The sequence below is a fragment of the Nonomuraea sp. CA-141351 genome (assembly GCF_050944675.1).
Classification (GTDB): Bacteria; Actinomycetota; Actinomycetes; order Streptosporangiales; family Streptosporangiaceae; genus Nonomuraea.
Genome location: NZ_CP191982.1, coordinates 1,091,709 through 1,108,751, shown reverse-complemented (window position 1 = coordinate 1,108,751; position 17,043 = coordinate 1,091,709). Strand labels below are relative to the sequence as shown.

Sequence of the window (17,043 nt, the reverse complement as noted above, 5' to 3'; positions counted from 1 at the left end):
ATAAAACCAGCAGAAACAATCAATCGCCGGGAGGCAAAGGGTGACCACCCACACCGAAGCCGAGATCGCGTCCCAGCCGTCGTGCTGGCGCCGCGCCGTCGCGAGCGTTCCCGCCGACGCGTTGCCGCGCCAGGGCGAGCGGGTCGCCGTCGTCGGCTGCGGCACGTCGTGGTTCATCGCGATGGCGTACGCCGTGCTGCGCGAGCGGGCCGGGCACGGCGAGACCGACGCCTTCGCCGCCTCCGAGGTCCCCGCCGGCCGCTCGTACGACCGCGTCCTCGCCCTGACCCGTTCCGGCACCACGACCGAGGTGCTGGAGCTGCTCGCCAGGACGACCACGAAGACCACGGCCATCACCGCCGACCCCAACACGCCGATCATGAAGGCCGCCGAAGAGGTCGTCGTGCTCGATTACGCCGACGAGCGGTCGGTCGTGCAGACCAGGTTCGCGACCACGCAGCTCGCCCTGCTGCGCGCCAGCCTCGGCGAGGATCTCACGCAGGCCATCGATGACGCCGAGGAGGCCCTGGCCGCGCCGCTGCCGGACGAGCTGGTGAAGGCCGAGCAGTTCAGCTTCCTCGGCACCGGCTGGTCGGTCGGCCTGGCGCAGGAGGCCGCGCTGAAGATGCGTGAGGCGTCCCGCTCGTGGACGGAGGCGTACCCGGCGATGGAGTACCGGCACGGCCCGATCAGCATCGCCGCCCCCGGACGCGTGACGTGGATGCTCGGCACCGCGCCCGAGGGCCTGCGCGGGCAGGTCGAGGAGACCGGCGGGACGTTCTTCGAGACCGCGCTCGACCCGATGGCCGAGCTGATCCGGGCGCAGCGGGTGGCCGTCGCCAGGGCGTTCGCCCAAGGGCTGAACCCCGACGAGCCCATGCACCTCACGCGATCTGTGATCCTTTCTTCATGAGCCTTACTCTTGCCGACGCCAGGATCGTGACCCCTGAGGGAGTCCACGAGGGGTGGCTGACCATCGAAGACGGCCGCATCACGCATGTCGGCCGCGGATCCGCCCCAAGTCAGGGCCTGAGCGTGGGCGGGCGGCACGTCATCCCGGGGTTCGTGGACATCCACAACCACGGCGGGGCGGGCGGCTCGTTCCCGACCGGCGAGCAGGACAAGGCACGTGAGGCCGTCGAGCTGCACCGGCGCCACGGCACCACCACGACGATGGCCAGCCTCGTCACCGACTCGCTCGACGGCCTGACCCGGGCCGCGTCGGCGCTGGCCGAGCTGTGCGAGGAAGGGCTGCTGGCCGGCATCCACTTCGAGGGCCCGTACATCTCCAAGGCCCGCTGCGGCGCGCACGACCCGACGCTGCTGCGCGAGCCGTCGCCGCGGGAGTTCGCGCAGCTGGTGAAGGCGGGGCGCGGACACGTGCACATGGTGACCATCGCGGCCGAGCTGCCCGGGGCGCTCGACACGATCCGCATGGCCGCCGCGGAAGGCGTGATCGCGGCGCTCGGCCACAGCGACGCCGACTACGACACGACGCTCGAAGGCATCGAGGCGGGCGCGAGCGTGGCCACCCACCTCTACAACGCGATGCCGCCGCTCGGCCACCGCGCGCCCGGCCCGGTGGCCGCGCTGCTCGACGACGAGCGGGTGACGGTCGAGCTGATCAACGACGGCGTGCACGTGCATCCGGCCATGCTGCGCCTGGCGTACGAGGTGGCGGGCCCCGGCCGGACGACGCTGATCACGGACGCGATGTCGGCCACCGGGCTCGGCGACGGCGACTACGTGCTCGGCCCCATGCGGGTGCGGGTGGACAACGGCGTGGCCAGGCTGGTCGAGGGCGGCTCGATCGCGGGGTCCACGCTGACCATGGACGTCGCGTTCCGGCGCAGCGTCCAGGAGGTCGGGATGTCGCTGCCCGACGCGGTCCAGGTGGCATCCCTGACGCCCGCGCGGGTGCTGGGGCTGGCCGACAGGATCGGCTCGATAGCCGTGGGCAAGGCGGCCGACCTGGTCGTGCTGTCCGACTCGCTGGAGGTGGCCGGGGTGATGAAGGACGGCGTCTGGGTCACGGAGCCCCGATGATCCTCACCGTTACGCTCAACGCCGCTCTCGACGTGACCTACCAGGTCCCGGACGTGGACTGGGACGGGGTCAACCGGGTCAGCGCGGTCCACAGGCGGGCGGGCGGCAAGGGCGTCAACGTGGCCCGGGTGCTGGCCGCGCTCGGCCACGACGTGCTGGTCACCGGGCTGGCGGGCGGGCCCACCGGGCAGGCGATCGAGGACGACCTGCGGGCGGCGGGCCTGCCCGGCGCGCTGTGCGCCATCGCCGCCGACTCCCGCACCACGCTGGCCGTCTCGGAGCAGCGGGGGACGCGCACCGCGCTGTTCAACGAGCCGGGACCCGAGGTCACCTCCGGCGAGCTGGCGGGCTTCGTGCGGCGCTACGAGTCGCTGCTGGCCACAGCCGACGCGGTCGTGATCTCGGGCAGCCTCCCCCGCGGCGTCCCCGCCGACACCTACGCCACGCTGGCCTCCATCGCCGCGGACCGCGGAGTTCCGGCGATCGTCGACGCCGACGGCGACCCCCTGCGCCACGCCCCCAAGGGCCGTCCCTCCGTGGTCAAGCCCAACAAGGAGGAGCTGGCCAGGGCCGTGCCCGGCGGCACCCCGGCTGAGGGCGCCCAGGCGCTGCGCAGCCAGGGCGCCGAGGCCGTGGTGGTGTCCATGGGCGCCGAAGGGCTGCTGGCGGTCACCGGGGAGGGAACGTTCACGGCACGCATGCCGTACGAAGTGAGGGGCAACCCGACGGGGGCGGGCGACTCGCTCGTCGCCGGGCTGGCGCTGGGCCTGGTGGAGTCGGCGCCGTGGCCCGACAGCCTCAGGCGGGCGGCGGCGCTGGGCGCGGCCGCCGTGGCCGCGCCCGTGGCCGGCGACTTCGACCCCGACGTGTACGCCGACATACATCCCCAGATCATCATCACGTAAGGAGCACGTCATGCCCCTCGCCGCCATCGGCGACATCGTCAGCCAGTCCCCCGCAGGGGTGGGCGCGTTCAACGTGATCCAGCTCGAGCACGCCACCGCCATCGTGGCCGGCGCCGAGGCCCTGGGCCTGCCGGTCGTGCTGCAGATCAGCGAAAACTGCGTCCGCTACCACGGCGCGCTGGAGCCCGTCGCGCTGGCCTCCCTGGCGGTCGCCAGGCGCGCCGAGGTGCCGGTCGCCGTCCACCTCGACCACGCCACCGACCGGGCGCTCGTGGAGGAGGCGGTGGAGCTGGGCCTGGGCTCGGTCATGTACGACGCCTCGGCGCTGCCCGACGAGGAGAACGTCCGCTCGACCGCCGAGGTCGCCGCCTGGTGCCACGAGCGAGGCGTGTGGGTGGAGGCCGAGCTGGGCGAGGTCGGGGGCAAGGACGGTGTGCACGCCCCCGGCGCGCGTACCAAGCCGCACGAGGCGGTCGACTACGTGACCAGGACCGGCGTCGACGCGCTGGCCGTGGCCGTGGGCACCTCCCACGCCATGACGACCAAGGACGCGGTGCTGGACCTGGAGCTCATCGCCGAGCTGCGGGCCGCGGTGCCGGTGCCCCTCGTGCTGCACGGCTCGTCAGGGGTGCCCGACGACGTGCTGCGCGAGGCCGTACGGAACGGCATGAAGAAGATCAACATCGCGACGCACCTGAACAAGGCGTTCACCGGCGCCGTACGCGACTACCTGGCCCACGACGAGCGCGTCGTCGACTCCCGCAAATACCTCAAGGCCGGGCGGGACGCGGTGGCCAGGGAGGTCAGCCACCTCCTTGGAGTCCTCACAGGGTGAGCTGCTTGCGCATCATCACCGCGGAGCGGCCCTCGACGCCCTGACGGCCGGTCTCGACGTAGCCGAGCGACTCGTATAGCGCGATGTTGGCGGCCATCTTGACGTTCGTGTAGAGGCGCAGCGCGGGCAGCCCCAGCCTGCGCGCCTCCTCCTCGGCGTACGCCATGAGCGCGCGCCCGAGGCCCTCGCCCTGGCGGTCGGGGCGCACGGCGACGTTCTCCACCAGCAGGACGCCGTCCTCGGGGACGAGCACGATGAGCCCGTCGAGCTCGTCGGTGACGTGCACCCGGCCCGCGTCGATGAGCGCGGCGTAGTCGGCCTCCATCGGCAGCGGCCGCATGCCGATGACCTCGATCCACGGCGAGTAGGCGTCGTGCACCAGGCGTTCCACGACGGCCTTGTCGGCGCTCCCTGCCAGTCTCATGCACCCAATGTTGCCAGCACGCGTTCGACCTGTCGCCGGAAGGTGCCCGGCGGATTGCGTGGGTGCTCGCGCGAGAGCAGGAACAACCAGACCATGGCATGCACCTTGCGGCATTCGCGCAGCCGCCGCTCCTCCCGCGGGCTCAGCTCGAACCGGTGGGCGATCTCCACCTCGCCGTCCACCCACATCGACACGTGCTCGGCCATCTCCGCCAGCTCGAAGGCCAGGTCGCTGCGCCCCGAGTCCTCGTAGTCGACGATGCGGACGCGTACGCCGTCCCACAGGAAGTTCGCCAGGTTGCCGTCGCCCGCCCCGAACGCGGGCGTGATCCCCGACTCGCCCGGCGACCAGCCCTCCAGCCACCGCAGGCCCTCCTTCACCGCCCGGTCCGCCAGCGGGTCCCTCGGCTCCCAGCTTGCGCCGCGCCGCCGTACCCAGTCGGCGACCGCCTCGAGCTGCCACGGGCGCAGAGGGACGGTCTGGAGCACGTCGGGCGGCACCGACGTGTGCAGCTCGGTGAGCGCCTCGACCAGCGCCGCGACATGCACGGTCTTCGCGAGCAGCCCGCGCAGCGGCACCCCGTCGATCCGGGACATCGTCACCACGCCGTCCTCGTAGCCGATCGGCTCGGGGGCCAGGCCTGGGGCGTACTCGGCCAGCAGGTTCAGCGCGCGCCACTCGCGCTCGGCAGCGCCGGGCTTGGTGTCCATGTAGCGCTTGATGACCACGTCGCCGGCGAAGGCCAGCTCGTGCGTGTGGCGAAGGTCGGCCATGCCCGCATGCTAGGCCACGCCCATGATCACCAGGGCAGCGCGCGCCCGTCGCGGAAGAACCCTCCGGCCGGCCCGCCGTCCGGCAGATCGACCGCCCACAACACGCTCTTCGCGCCCTCCGCGACCGGCCGCCCGCCAGGGCCGCCCATGTCGGTCGCGACCCACCCGGGGCAGACCGCGTTGACCAGGATCCCCTCGCCGCGCAGCTCGGCGGCGAGCATCTTGGTGAGCGCGTTGAGCGCGGCCTTGGAGACCGCGTAGGCAGGCGTCCCCGCCCCCATGGAGGCCAGCGACCCGGCCTCGCTGGAGACGTTCACCACCCGGCCGTGCTCGCTTGCCCGCAGCAGCGGCAGCAGCGCCTGCGTCACCCGCCACGCCCCCAGCAGATTCGTGTCCAGCGCCTCCTGTACGACGCCCAGATCCGCGCCGGAGGCCCGCTGCCAGGTGTCGTAGTGAATGGCCGCGTTGTTGACCAGCACGTCGACCCGATCGTGAGCCAGCTCGCGGGCGAACCTCTCGACGGACCCGGGATCGGACACGTCGAGCTGCCGGGCCTCCACCGCCCCGTGCAGCCCGGCGGCGGCCTTCTCGGCCTTCCGCAGGTCCCTGGCCGTCAGCACCACGGTGTCGCCGGCCAACGCGAGCTGCCGGGCCACCTCGAGCCCGATCCCCCGGTTGGCCCCCGTGACCACGCAGATCCTTGTCATGACCCCGCCCGTCTCCGCAGGAAGTCCCGCTCCACCTCATTGCCCGCCCGCGCGATCGCCGCCTCGTACGCCGCCGCGGCCTCCTCCTCGCGCCCGAGCCGCCGCAGCAGATCGGCCCTGACCGCGTGGAACAAGTAGTAATCATCGGGCCCTTCGAGCAGCCCCAGCGCCGCTTCGGGCCCCTCCACCTCGGCCACGGCCACCGCCCGGTGGACCGCCACGACCGGCCCGGGATCGAAGGTCGCCAGCAGGTCGTACAGCTGCACGATCTGCCGCCAGTCCGTGTCCTTCGCCGCCGTCGCGTCGCTGTGCACGGCGTTGATCGCAGCCTGGATCTGGTACGGGCCGGGCTCGTTGCGCCGCAGGCACCACCGGACCATCTCCTGCCCCTCGGCGATGAGCGCGCGATCCCAGGACTCCCGGTCCTGCTCGGCGAGCGGCACCAGCTCGCCCCCTTCGGACGTACGGGCCGCGCGCCGCGACTCGGTCAGCAGCATGAGCGCGAGCAGCCCCATGACCTCGGGCTCGTCCGGCATGAGCTCGGCCAGCAGCCGGCCGAGCCGGATGGCCTCGGCACACAGGTCCTCCCGGACCAGCCGATCGCCGGAGCTGGCCGTGTACCCCTCGTTGAAGATCAGGTAGACCACGGCCAGCACCGCCCGCAGCCGTTCGGGCAGATCGGCCTCCTCCGGGACCCGGTACGGGATCCGGGCACCGCGGATCTTGCTCTTCGCCCTGACCAGGCGCTGCGCCATGGTCGGCTCCGGCACCAGGAACGCGCGGGCGATCTCCGTCGTCGTCAGCCCGCCGAGCAGCCGGAGCGTGAGAGCTACCCGCGCATGCGTGGCGAGCGCGGGGTGACAGCAGGTGAAGATCAGCCGCAGCCGGTCGTCGTGTACGGCCCCCACGTCCTGGGGCTCGCCGGCGGCCTGCAGCAGCGCGGCCTGCGCATATTTGCCAGGCCGCGCCGACTCCCTGCGCAACCGGTCGATGGCCCGGTTACGCGCGGTCGTGATGATCCATCCAGCCGGGCTGGGCGGCACCCCAGAGGACGGCCACTGCTTCACCGCCACGCTGAAGGCCTCCTGCACCGCCTCCTCGGCGACGTCGATGTCGCCGAAGACACGCACGAGCACGGCGACCGCCCTGCCGTACTCCTCGCGGAACACCCGCTCGACCGCGGCCTCCGACATGAGCGTCAGCGCTGGATCGGAGCCACCACGACCTCGACCCGCTGGAACTCCTTGATGTCCGAGTAACCGGTGGAGGCCATGGTCCGCTTCAGCGCGCCCATCAGGTTCATCGAGCCGTCCGCCACGCTCGACGGCCCGTGCAGGATCTGCTCGAGCGTGCCGACCGTGCCGAACTCGACCCGGCGCCCACGCGGCAGGTCCGGGTGATGCGCCTCCGAGCCCCAGTGGAACCCGTGGCCGGGGGCCTCGGCCGCCCGCGCCAGCGGCGAGCCCACCATCACGGCGTCGGCCCCGCACGCGATGGCCTTGGCGATGTCGCCGGAGGTGCCCATGCCGCCGTCGGCGATCACGTGCACGTAACGCCCGCCCGACTCGTCCATGTAGTCGCGCCGCGCCGCCGCCACGTCGGAGATCGCGGTGGCCATCGGCACGGCCACCCCCAGCACGTTGCGGGTCGTGTGCGAGGCGCCGCCGCCGAAGCCCACCAGCACGCCCGCCGCGCCCGTGCGCATGAGGTGCAGGGCCGCGGTGTACGTCGCGCAGCCGCCCACGATGACCGGCACGTCGAGCTCGTAGATGAACTGCTTGAGGTTGAGCGGCTCGGCCCGGCCCGACACGTGCTCGGCCGACACGGTGGTGCCGCGGATGACGAAGATGTCGACGCCGGCGTCGATCACGGCCTTGTGGTACTGGACCGTGCGCTGCGGTGACAGCCGCACAGCGGCGGTCACGCCGGAAGCGCGGATCTCCTCGATCCGCCGGCCGATCAGCTCCTCCTGGATGGGGGCCGCGTAGATCTCCTGGAGCCGCTTGGTGGCCGCCGCCGCGTCGAGGGCGGCGCACTCCTCCAGCAGCGGGGAGGGATCCTCGTACCGCGTCCAGAGCCCTTCGAGGTCGAGCGGCGCGAGACCGCCGAGCCGGCCGATCTCGATCGCGGTGGCCGGTGACACCACGCTGTCCATGGGGGCGACCACTACCGGCAGCTCGAACCGGTAGGCGTCGATCTGCCAGGCGATCGAGACCTCCTCCGGGTCCCGGGTGCGCCGCGAGGGAACCAGGCCGATCTCGTCAAGCGAGTACGCCCGCCGCCCGGCCTTACCCCGGCCGATCTCCACCTGCTGAGTCATGAACTTACCTTCTGTGATAGTTCGGAGCTTCCACGGTCATCTGGATGTCGTGGGGGTGGCTCTCCTTGAGGCCCGCCGACGTGATCGGCATGAGCTGCCCGTCGGTGTGCATCTGCACGATCGTGCGGCAGCCGGCGTACCACATGCCCTGGCGCAGGCCCCCGACGAGCTGGTGGGCGACCGCCGCGACCGGGCCGCGGTAGGGCACCTGGCCCTCGATGCCCTCGGGGATGTACTTGTCCTCGCCGCCGACGTCGGCCTGGGCGTAGCGGTCCTTGCTGAAGGAGGTGCCGCCACGCTCGCGGTTGCGCACGGCGCCGAGCGACCCCATGCCGCGATACGACTTGAACTGCTTGCCGTTGATGAAGATCAGCTCACCCGGGGACTCCTCGCACCCGGCGAGCAGCGAGCCCAGCATGACCGTGTCCGCGCCGGCCGCGATGGCCTTGACGATGTCGCCGGAGTACTGGAGGCCGCCGTCGCCGATGACCGGCACGCCCGCGGGCCCGCACGCCCTGGATGCCTCGTAGATGGCCGTGACCTGCGGCGCGCCGACCCCGGCCACCACCCGCGTGGTGCAGATCGAGCCGGGCCCGACCCCCACCTTGACCGCGTCCGCACCCGCGTCGACCAGCATCTGCGCCCCGGCCCTGGTCGCGATGTTGCCGGCGACGACCTCGACCTTGCTGTTGGCCTTGATCTTGCCGACCATGTCGGCCAGGCCCTTGGAGTGACCGTGGGCCACGTCGACGACCACCACGTCGACGCCGGCCTCGATCAGCGCCTTGGCCCGCAGCTCGGCGTCGCCACCGACGCCGACGGCCGCCCCCACGATCAACCGGCCGTCGGCGTCCTTGGTGGAAAGCGGGTACTGCTCGCTCTTGGTGAAGTCCTTGACCGTGATCAGGCCGCGCAGCCTGCCGTCGGAGTCGACCAGGGGCAGCTTCTCGATCTTGTTCTGCCTGAGCAGGGCGAACGCCTCGTCGCGCGACACGCCCACCGGGGCGGTGACGAGCGGCATCTTGGTCATGACCTCGCGTACGAGGCGGGACTGGTCCGTCTCGAAGCGCATGTCGCGGTTTGTCACGATCCCGAGCAGCGTGCCGTCCACGTCCGTCACGGGCACACCCGAGATCCGGTACGTGCCACAGAGCCGCTCGACGTCGGCCAGTGTGTCGTTGGGGCTGCAGGTCACCGGATTGGTCACCATGCCGGCCTCGGACCGCTTGACCAGGTCGACCTGCTGGGCCTGCTCCTCGACCGACAGGTTGCGGTGCAGGATGCCGATGCCGCCCTGGCGGGCCATGGCGACCGCCATGCGGGCCTCGGTGACGGTGTCCATGGCCGCGGAGACCAGCGGGATGGACAACGTGATGTTGCGGGACAGGCGGGAGCTGGTGTCGGCCTCGCCCGGTTGCAGGTCTGAATATGCGGGCACCAGCAGCACGTCATCGAAGGTCAAACCCATCTCGGTGAACTTGGACATGCTGCGGCCCCCTCCTGCCGTTGCTCTGATTGAGCCAAGTCTAGGCCCTGCCTCCAAACCGCGCCCCAGCGCCCACACCGACGCCCACCTCGAGCCCCGCACACCCCGGACCCGGCTACGCCCGCACCCCCGCCACGCTGCCCCGACGCCCCCCATCGCGCCTCACGCCGCCACCCCTCACGGCCCCGCCGACGCCCCCTCCACACCGCGCCTCGCCGGCGTGGCACCCATGCCCTCAGCTGATGCCGGAAGGGATGCCGGGAGCACGATGACCCCCACGGCCCGTCGTACCCCCGGCATGAAAAGTGCCGGGAGATGGGCCGGTCGGTGATCCGTCCCATCTCCCGGCCACCGGCATCCGGGTGAGGCAGCGCCCTACGCCACCGAACCCCCCTCCGCGTCCTGATGGCCGGTGCCACCGCAGCCCTCGCAGGATGCCGACGCTAGGTAAAGAGTGCGTTACTCAACGGCACAACGCAATGTGAAAAGGTGCAAGTGCACGAAGTTGCACTTCGCCTCCGCCTAGTCGCAGCAACGGGGGGACACGAGCCTAATGCGGGGTTATTCTCACGGCACGCCCGTGTCCCCCCGCCGGAGCCGCCCCAAATGCGCAACCATCCCCGTACAGTGTCTGATCCTTTTGAGACACTGGGCCTCGACTCGGCGCAGACCGCGCTGTACTCCGCGATACTGCGCCTGCACCGAGCGACCCTCACCGATCTCGCCCAGGCCATGGACGGTCCCGTCGAGAAGGTCGGCCGCCAGCTGAACGACCTCGTCAAGCTGGGCGTGGTCGACGAGCAGTCGGGGGAATACCTGGCCAGACACCCCGCGGCGGCCCTGGGCAGGGTGATCGCCGAGCGGCTCGACCGGCTGGCGGAGGAGAGCCGCAGGATCGACACCGCGCTCGGCTCGATCCGGTCGCTGATCCGCGACTATGACGCCGGGCGCGACTACCAGAGCGGCCCCTTCACGGTGGAGATGGTGAACGGGGCGGACGTGCTGTACGAGAGCGTGGTCGGCATAGCCGTACAGTCCCCGCCAATGGAATTAATGACCGCGCTTCCGGACGAGCGCACGATGACAGACTTTGCCCGGAAATTTGCGGATCCGTGGATTGATGCGCAGAAACGAAAACTTCTCACGGTTCACGCGATCATCCCGGTATCGACCTTGGTTTTGCCCGGCGTACGCGACCAGCTCATGCGCCTGCTCGAGACGGGCGGCAAGGTACGCACGCTGGACCGGGTGCCGAGCTGGTTCATGACCGCGGGGTCGGAGGTCGCGGGCCTGCCCCCGTTCTGGGGCGGCAACCTGCCCGATCACGCGTACAACTTCTGTCTCATACGCACGCCGATCGTCGTGGGCCTGCTCCGGACGCTGTTCAGAGAGCTGTGGGCCAGGGCCGTGCCGCTGCCGTGGGGCCGCAGGAGCGAGGGGATGATCCAGGTCCTCCGCCTGGCGGCCCAGGGCATGTGCGACGACTCCATAGCCCGCCAGCTAGGGGTTTCGGTCCGAACGGTCAGGGCGAGGTTCGCGGACGCCATGACGGAGTTGGGTGCTCAATCACGCTTCCACGCAGGTGTGGAAGCCGCCCGGCGCGGATGGCTGAGGTAATGTCCACCGCTCAGGCCGCTTCGGTCATATGGTGGGAAGGTGCTGGAAGACGTCCCCCGCGACCCGTTCGCGGACGACCCGAACGACCCTTCCTCGGCGATGGGCGCGCTCGACGACGCCGAGCCACTCACCGCGGCCGAGCGTGACGAGGCCATCACGGACCTCGCCGACGTCGAGGTCTTTCGTTCCCTGCTGGAGCCGCAGGGAGTGCTGGGTCTCGTACTCGACTGCCCTGAATGCGGCGAGCAGCACTTCTTCGACTGGGAACTGCTGCGCGGCAACCTACGACAAATGATCGAGAAGGGCCAGCCGCAGGTCCACGAGCCGGCCTTCCACCCGGACCCGGCGGACTACGTCAGCTGGGAGTACGCCAGAGGCTATGTCGACGGCGTCATCGACACGGAGGAGCGCCGCTGACCGACATCATCGAGCAGCGCGGCCAGCAACCGCACTGCTCGATCGCCTGAATCAGGCGTCTCTCCACGACCGAGCGCATCGAGCAGCGCGTCGGTCTCTTCCTCTGGCGTCAAGCCGACTCCAGCTCGGCCATCTGCCGCAACCTGGCCAGCGCCCGATGCTGGGCGACGCGTACTGCACCCGGTGACATACCGAGTACATTACCGGTCTCCTCAGCAGACAACCCCGACACCACCCGCAACAGCAGCAACTCGCGCTGATTGTCGGGCAGCCTGGCCAGCAGCCTGCGCGCGTGCTCGACCTCTATGTAGCGGACCACCGTCTCCTCGGGCCCCGGCCCGTCGTCCGGGCCGTCGGGCAGATCCTGGGTCGGTACGGCCGAGCGCACCGAACTCCGCAGCGCGTCGGCCACTTTGTGCGAGGCGATCCCGAACACGAAGGAGGCGAACGGCCTGCCCATATCCCGGTATCGCGGCAGCGCGGACAGGACCGCGATGCACACCTCCTGGGCTACGTCATCGGCAATGTGATATTGCCCTGAAACCCTGCCCAGCCTGGCGCGGCAATACCGCACCACCATCGGACGCAACTCACCGAGCAGGGATTCGATCGCAGTGCGATCCCCCTGCACGGCGAGGCTCGTCAGTTCTCTAAGGTCGGAGTCATCCGTCCGTGCCGGAAGTCTCGACGCGAGCCTTACCCCAATTTTGGCGTCGGCGACGCTTCCCTCGCTCACGATAGGCATGATGCCCTCACTGATCCGGCCTGTCGTCATGGCGAACGGCTACGGATTGGTCACATTGAAGCGACGATAACCACCAGTAATCGAATGACCACACTAAGCCTTAATCACTGACATAATATTTCACCCCATAACCCAGAATGGACGACAATTGTCAGACCCCCGACGCTTATCCCTCACTCCCGGTTTACTCCAATAATCCACCTTTTCCCCCACTTCCCCCCAAAACGCCGCGAGCCGATCCCAGACTCCAAGGGTTGCCCGAGGATGCCCGGGGAACCGCATGGCCCTCCGCAGGGGATGCGCTTCGCGCGAGCCGGCTCCAGACAGCGCCCCCCAGAGAGGCAAGCCCCCTTTCGACCCCCGGAAGGCGAGGTCCTCGCACAGGGGCGGTACGCGCGCCGGGAGCTCGGGCAGCGCTCTGTGGGGGCGAGCCCCACACCCCCAGGCGGGGAACTGCCGGTCCCCGCACCCCTCGGACGCAACCCCGACGACCGCCTGGTCAGGACGGCCTCCTTCTGAATGAGGTTCATTTCGGCAGGCGAGCTCCATCGTCCGCCGCCGCAATACCCGCCCAGTCCACCCGTGACATCGGACGAGCGCAGATCACCTCGGTGTACGTCGACGCGGCAGAGATGCCTCAGCTACATAATATTTTTAGTTTTATGGAAAGAAAGCGCATCAAACTAAAAGGGAATCTTAGGAGCTACACTGACACCGTGGGCTCAAGTGCAGACACGCCTCGTGTGCGGTTGTGGCGGAGGGCGGCTCGCCAGCGTGGTTACTTCACGGCGGCCCAGGCCCTCGAAGAGGGCTACTCCTACCAGTCGCAGTACTACCAGCTCCACCGCGGCCACTGGACACGCATCGATCGCGGCGTCTACCGCTTCCGGGAATTCAACGATCTGCCTGCTGGAGAACACGATCATCTGGTTCGCTGGACACTCTGGAGCCGGGGTCGTGCAGTCGTGTCACACACCACCGCACTCAGCGTCCATGATCTGGGCATCGCCAACCCCGCCCTGATCCATCTGACGGTCCCCCCCGGATTCCGTGGCCAGCATCCCTCAGTGGTCCTCCACCGAGCGGAGCTGACAAGCGACGAGGTGGAAGAGCACGAGGGATTTAGGGTGACGAAACCCACGCGAGCCGTTGCGGAGTCAGCCGAAGATTCCGCTGATCAGGATGTGATCGACTCCGCTGTCGCCGAGCTGCTCGATCGTGGCGCCGCAACCAAGGGCCAGCTGTTGAGAGCCGCGCAGCGGCTCGGCTCCCGAGCCGAGCTTGCGGTGGAGCGGGCTATTCGCACGGAGTCAGCATGAGACGCTATGCCAACCCGGTGGATCTCCGGCGTGCCTTGGAAGCCCGACTCAAGAGTCAGGCCGACGAAACTGGAACCGATCTCGGCCGCCTGCGAAGGATCGCGGCATTCGATCGGATCTCCGCAAGATAGTCAGTCGTGGACCACCGCTGGGTGCTCAAGGGCGGCACGTCTCTCGAATTTCGTCTGGGCGGCCGGGCGCGAGCCACCAAGGATCTCGATCTGGCGCTCAGGGAAGGCCTTTGTGACGGTGACGCCCTGCGGGAGGAGCTGATCGAGACCCTGGCAATCGACGTAGACCGAGACGGGTTCGTGTTCTCCGTTGGGAAGCCCGTCGCCTTGGACGCAGATTCAGCTGGGCGCCCTGGCTGGCGCTTCTCCGTGGACTGTGCGCTGGGCGGCAAGACGTTTGCTCAGATCCGGCTGGATGTCGTGCTGCGTGGCGAAGAGCTGGCGGCGACTGAGCGCATCATGCTGCCGGGTGTGCTCGCCTTCGCCGACATCCCACCTCGCTTGATCGATTCAGTCGATCGTCGTCAGCATTTCGCCGAGAAGCTGCACGCCCTCACCCGGGACTATGACTCCCGGCCCAATACCAGAGTGAAGGATCTTGTAGATCTCGTCTTGTTGATTGAGGACGGGCTTCTAGCCGATCATAGGCTGATCGAGGTGGTGAACCACGTCTTCACCGTACGAGCCACCCACCCGGTTCCGCTGCTGATTCCTGATCCACCTCCCGCCTGGCAGTCCGGCTATCCCAAGCTCGCCGAGGGCCTCACCTGCGCCAACCCGGTCCTTGCCAGCGCGCTCGAGCTGCTTCGCACCTTCTGGGCACAGGCAGGGAATTCGCGCGCTCAAGACGGCACAACGCACGGCTCGTAGGCCGATCCCCTGATCCTCAGGGCGTGCACGTGCGCTGGGTGGCGGACAGGACGGCCCTTCTCGCACACACGCCGGTGCGCCCTGGGGGTTCCAGCTCGACACCCAAGATCATGGAAATTCCCCGTTCGATGTCCATCCCGTCGGACAGCACCCGTAGGGCCGAGGCCGCCTGTTCGGCTTCGATGCCCTCGAAGCGCAGCGTGCGAGCTCGGCGGCCGACTCCGGGTCGGGCGTGCGGAGGCGCAGGCTTGTGGGCCGGCGAAGGAGGCGAACGGGCTGTCGCACAGAATCTGTCCCTCGTGCAGGATCGTGAGGGCGTCGGCCACGCTTTCGAGCTCGCGCAGCAGGTGGGTGGACACGACCACCGCGGTGCCGCGAGGTGCTGCAGCAGGAGCCGCGCGTCATGGCGCGGGTAGCAGCAGCGGACCTGAAGAGCAGCGGGGTGAACCCCGCATGAGCCGCACGCCTCAAGAGCGTCCGTACGAACCCGAAATGAGCTGCACGTCCGAAACCCCGCCGTACGAACCCGGCATGGGCAACACGCCCGAATAGCCGCCAGGCGCGGGGCTCACCAGTCGGCTCGCCGCTCTCTAGCTGGCCGCCTTCCGCGAGCGCTGGGGGTCCGACTTGGAAATCGAGATCCGGGCCGCGGGCATCCGTACGTGGCCGAGCCTGGCCGCAGGCGTCGCCGACATGTGGCTGCACCCCGCGCGGCGCTCCCGCGTACCTGGCTGGTCAGCGTCGTGGGGCGCGTACCGGTGGCGGTCACCAGCTCAGAGATGGTACGGCCGTCGCCCTCGGCCAGGTTGGCCAGGAGCGTTGAAATCTGAGGCGGCCAGTTCCGCACAGGGCTTCGGACCCTGCAAAAGCCGCACGGCCCGCACCCCTGGGGGTGCGGGCCGTGGCGACAGAAGGGAGACGGGTCAGTGGCCGTGGCCGTGACCGTGACCCTGGCCGGCGGCCGGGGCCTCCTCCTCGGGCTTGTCGACGACGAGCGCCTCGGTCGTGAGCAGCATGCCCGCGATCGACGCCGCGTTCTGCACCGCGGAGCGCGTGACCTTCACAGGGTCGATGACACCCTGCGCGATCAGGTCGCCGTATTCGCCGGTCGCGGCGTTGAAGCCGTGGCCGGCCTCCAGCTCGGCGACCTTGTGCGTCACCACGTAGCCCTCGAGACCGGCGTTCTCGGCGATCCAGCGGGCCGGCTCGACCAGCGCGCGGCGGACGACGCCGACACCCGTGGCCTCGTCGCCCGACAGGCCGAGGTCGTCGAGAACCTTGGAGACGTGGATCAGCGCGGAACCACCGCCGGAGACGATGCCCTCCTCGATCGCGGCGCGCGTCGCGGAGATCGCGTCCTCGAGGCGGTGCTTCTTCTCCTTCAGCTCCACCTCGGTGGCGGCGCCGACACGCAGCACGCACACACCGCCGGCGAGCTTGGCCAGGCGCTCCTGCAGCTTCTCGCGGTCCCAGTCGGAGTCGGACTGCTCGATCGCGAGCCTGATCTCCTTGACGCGGTCCTCGATGGCCGCCTGGTCACCGGCGCCGTCGACGATGGTGGTGTTGTCCTTCGTGACGACGACGCGGCGGGCCTGGCCGAGCACCTCGAGACCGACGTGCTCCAGCTTGAGGCCGACCTCCTCGCTGACGACCTGGCCGCCGGTGAGGATGGCGATGTCCTGCAGCATCGCCTTGCGGCGGTCGCCGAAGCCCGGGGCCTTGACGGCCACGGAGGTGAACGTGCCGCGGATCTTGTTCGTCACCAGGACGGCCAGGGCCTCACCCTCGACGTCCTCGGCCACCACGAGCAGCGGCTTCTTCGTCTGGGCGATCTTCTCCAGCAGCGGCAGGAAGTCCGCGATGGAGGAGATCTTGCCCTGGGTGAGCAGGATGTAGGCGTCCTCGAGGACGGACTCCATCCGCTCGGGGTCGGTCACCATGTACTGGGAGACGTAGCCCTTGTCGAACTGCATGCCCTCGGTGAACTCGAGCTCCATGCCCATGGCGTTGGACTCTTCGACGGTGAGCACACCGTCCTTGCCCACCTTGTCGAACGCCTCGGCGATCAGGTCGCCGATCTGCGCGTCCTGAGCGGAGATCGTGGCGACGTTCGCGATCTCCTTCCTGTCCTCGACCGGACGGGCGCTGGCGAGCAGCCTGTCGCTGAGCTCCTTGGCGGCCTTGTCGATGCCGCGCTTGAGCGACAGCGGCGAGGCGCCGGCGGCCACGTTGCGCAGGCCCTCGCGGACCATGGCCTGGGCCAGGACGGTCGCGGTGGTGGTGCCGTCACCCGCGATGTCGTTGGTCTTGGTGGCTACTTCCTTGGCGAGCTGGGCGCCGAGGTTTTCGTAGCGCTCCTCCAGCTCGATCTCACGAGCGATGGTCACACCGTCGTTCGTGATCGTCGGCGCACCGAACTTCTTGTCGATGACGACGTTGCGGCCACGCGGGCCGAGGGTTACCTTCACGGCGTCCGCGAGGGCGTTCACACCGCGCTCGAGCGCGCGGCGGGCGTCCTCGTCGAACTCCAGGATCTTCGCCATTGCTGAAAGTCCTCTCCTAGCGTCG

The 17,043-nt window shown here is 69.6% G+C and carries 16 protein-coding genes; 8 read left to right on the top strand and 8 right to left on the bottom strand.

What is annotated here, in order from left to right:
- The first annotated feature begins 40 nt into the window (after window positions 1-40).
- Genes ACQPWU_RS05815 through ACQPWU_RS05800 form a run of 4 tightly spaced genes read left to right on the top strand, consistent with a single transcriptional unit; the run spans window position 41 to window position 3,786 of the window.
- On the top strand, window positions 41-913 hold the full coding sequence (locus tag ACQPWU_RS05815; protein WP_433437403.1) for an SIS domain-containing protein: 873 nt from the start codon (window positions 41-43) through the stop codon (window positions 911-913).
- Window positions 910-2,046: an N-acetylglucosamine-6-phosphate deacetylase gene (nagA, locus tag ACQPWU_RS05810; protein WP_433437402.1), complete on the top strand. Its 1,137-nt coding sequence runs from the start codon at window positions 910-912 to the stop codon at window positions 2,044-2,046. Before ACQPWU_RS05815 ends, nagA begins: the two co-directional genes overlap by 4 nt.
- Entirely contained in the window at window positions 2,043-2,951 is a 909-nt protein-coding gene (locus ACQPWU_RS05805; RefSeq protein ID WP_433437400.1) for a 1-phosphofructokinase family hexose kinase, read from the top strand. The genes nagA and ACQPWU_RS05805 overlap by 4 nt, the downstream gene beginning before the upstream one ends.
- 10 nt (window positions 2,952-2,961) lie before the next feature.
- Window positions 2,962-3,786: a class II fructose-bisphosphate aldolase gene (locus tag ACQPWU_RS05800; protein ID WP_360686111.1), complete on the top strand. Its 825-nt coding sequence runs from the start codon at window positions 2,962-2,964 to the stop codon at window positions 3,784-3,786.
- Here the strand turns inward: ACQPWU_RS05800 and ACQPWU_RS05795 are convergent.
- The 6 genes from ACQPWU_RS05795 to guaB are packed head-to-tail and all read right to left on the bottom strand — an operon-like array spanning window position 3,776 to window position 9,496.
- Window positions 3,776-4,210: a GNAT family N-acetyltransferase gene (locus tag ACQPWU_RS05795; protein WP_433437398.1), complete on the bottom strand. Its 435-nt coding sequence runs from the start codon at window positions 4,208-4,210 to the stop codon at window positions 3,776-3,778. The genes ACQPWU_RS05800 and ACQPWU_RS05795 overlap by 11 nt on opposite strands.
- Window positions 4,207-4,983 (bottom strand): phosphotransferase family protein, encoded by a 777-nt coding sequence (locus tag ACQPWU_RS05790; protein ID WP_433437396.1) that lies wholly within the window; start codon window positions 4,981-4,983, stop codon window positions 4,207-4,209. The genes ACQPWU_RS05795 and ACQPWU_RS05790 overlap by 4 nt, the downstream gene beginning before the upstream one ends.
- Window positions 4,984-5,009: 26 nt before the next feature.
- Complete coding sequence (locus tag ACQPWU_RS05785; RefSeq protein WP_433437394.1) at window positions 5,010-5,690, bottom strand: SDR family oxidoreductase; 681 nt, start codon at window positions 5,688-5,690, stop codon at window positions 5,010-5,012.
- Window positions 5,687-6,883, bottom strand: coding sequence for an RNA polymerase sigma factor (locus tag ACQPWU_RS05780; protein ID WP_433437392.1), 1,197 nt, complete (start codon window positions 6,881-6,883; stop codon window positions 5,687-5,689). Before ACQPWU_RS05780 ends, ACQPWU_RS05785 begins: the two co-directional genes overlap by 4 nt.
- A gap of 5 nt (window positions 6,884-6,888) precedes the next feature.
- Window positions 6,889-8,010 carry a GuaB3 family IMP dehydrogenase-related protein gene (locus ACQPWU_RS05775; protein ID WP_433437390.1) on the bottom strand — a complete coding sequence of 374 codons (1,122 nt, stop codon included), beginning with the start codon at window positions 8,008-8,010 and terminating at the stop codon, window positions 6,889-6,891.
- Between the two features lie 4 nt (window positions 8,011-8,014).
- Window positions 8,015-9,496, bottom strand: coding sequence for an IMP dehydrogenase (guaB, locus tag ACQPWU_RS05770; protein WP_360686095.1), 1,482 nt, complete (start codon window positions 9,494-9,496; stop codon window positions 8,015-8,017).
- Between the two features lie 606 nt (window positions 9,497-10,102).
- Between guaB and ACQPWU_RS05765 the strand changes: the two genes are divergently transcribed.
- On the top strand, window positions 10,103-11,113 hold the full coding sequence (locus ACQPWU_RS05765; RefSeq protein ID WP_433437387.1) for a LuxR C-terminal-related transcriptional regulator: 1,011 nt from the start codon (window positions 10,103-10,105) through the stop codon (window positions 11,111-11,113).
- 39 nt (window positions 11,114-11,152) lie between these two features.
- Entirely contained in the window at window positions 11,153-11,530 is a 378-nt protein-coding gene (locus ACQPWU_RS05760; RefSeq protein WP_090930411.1) for a DUF5319 domain-containing protein, read from the top strand.
- Between the two features lie 109 nt (window positions 11,531-11,639).
- On the opposite strand, the gene ACQPWU_RS05755 is transcribed toward ACQPWU_RS05760, so the two are convergent.
- A complete protein-coding gene (locus ACQPWU_RS05755) occupies window positions 11,640-12,275 on the bottom strand; it encodes a sigma-70 family RNA polymerase sigma factor (RefSeq protein WP_091102327.1) in 636 nt (211 codons plus the stop codon).
- Window positions 12,276-12,886: 611 nt separating this feature from the next.
- On the opposite strand from ACQPWU_RS05755, the gene ACQPWU_RS05750 reads away from it, so the two are divergent.
- Entirely contained in the window at window positions 12,887-13,594 is a 708-nt protein-coding gene (locus ACQPWU_RS05750; protein WP_433437385.1) for a type IV toxin-antitoxin system AbiEi family antitoxin domain-containing protein, read from the top strand.
- Window positions 13,595-13,731: 137 nt separating this feature from the next.
- A complete protein-coding gene (locus ACQPWU_RS05745) occupies window positions 13,732-14,475 on the top strand; it encodes a nucleotidyl transferase AbiEii/AbiGii toxin family protein (protein WP_433437384.1) in 744 nt (247 codons plus the stop codon).
- Between the two features lie 923 nt (window positions 14,476-15,398).
- On the opposite strand, the gene groL is transcribed toward ACQPWU_RS05745, so the two are convergent.
- Complete coding sequence (groL, locus tag ACQPWU_RS05740; protein ID WP_433437382.1) at window positions 15,399-17,018, bottom strand: chaperonin GroEL; 1,620 nt, start codon at window positions 17,016-17,018, stop codon at window positions 15,399-15,401.
- Window positions 17,019-17,043: the final 25 nt, after the last annotated feature.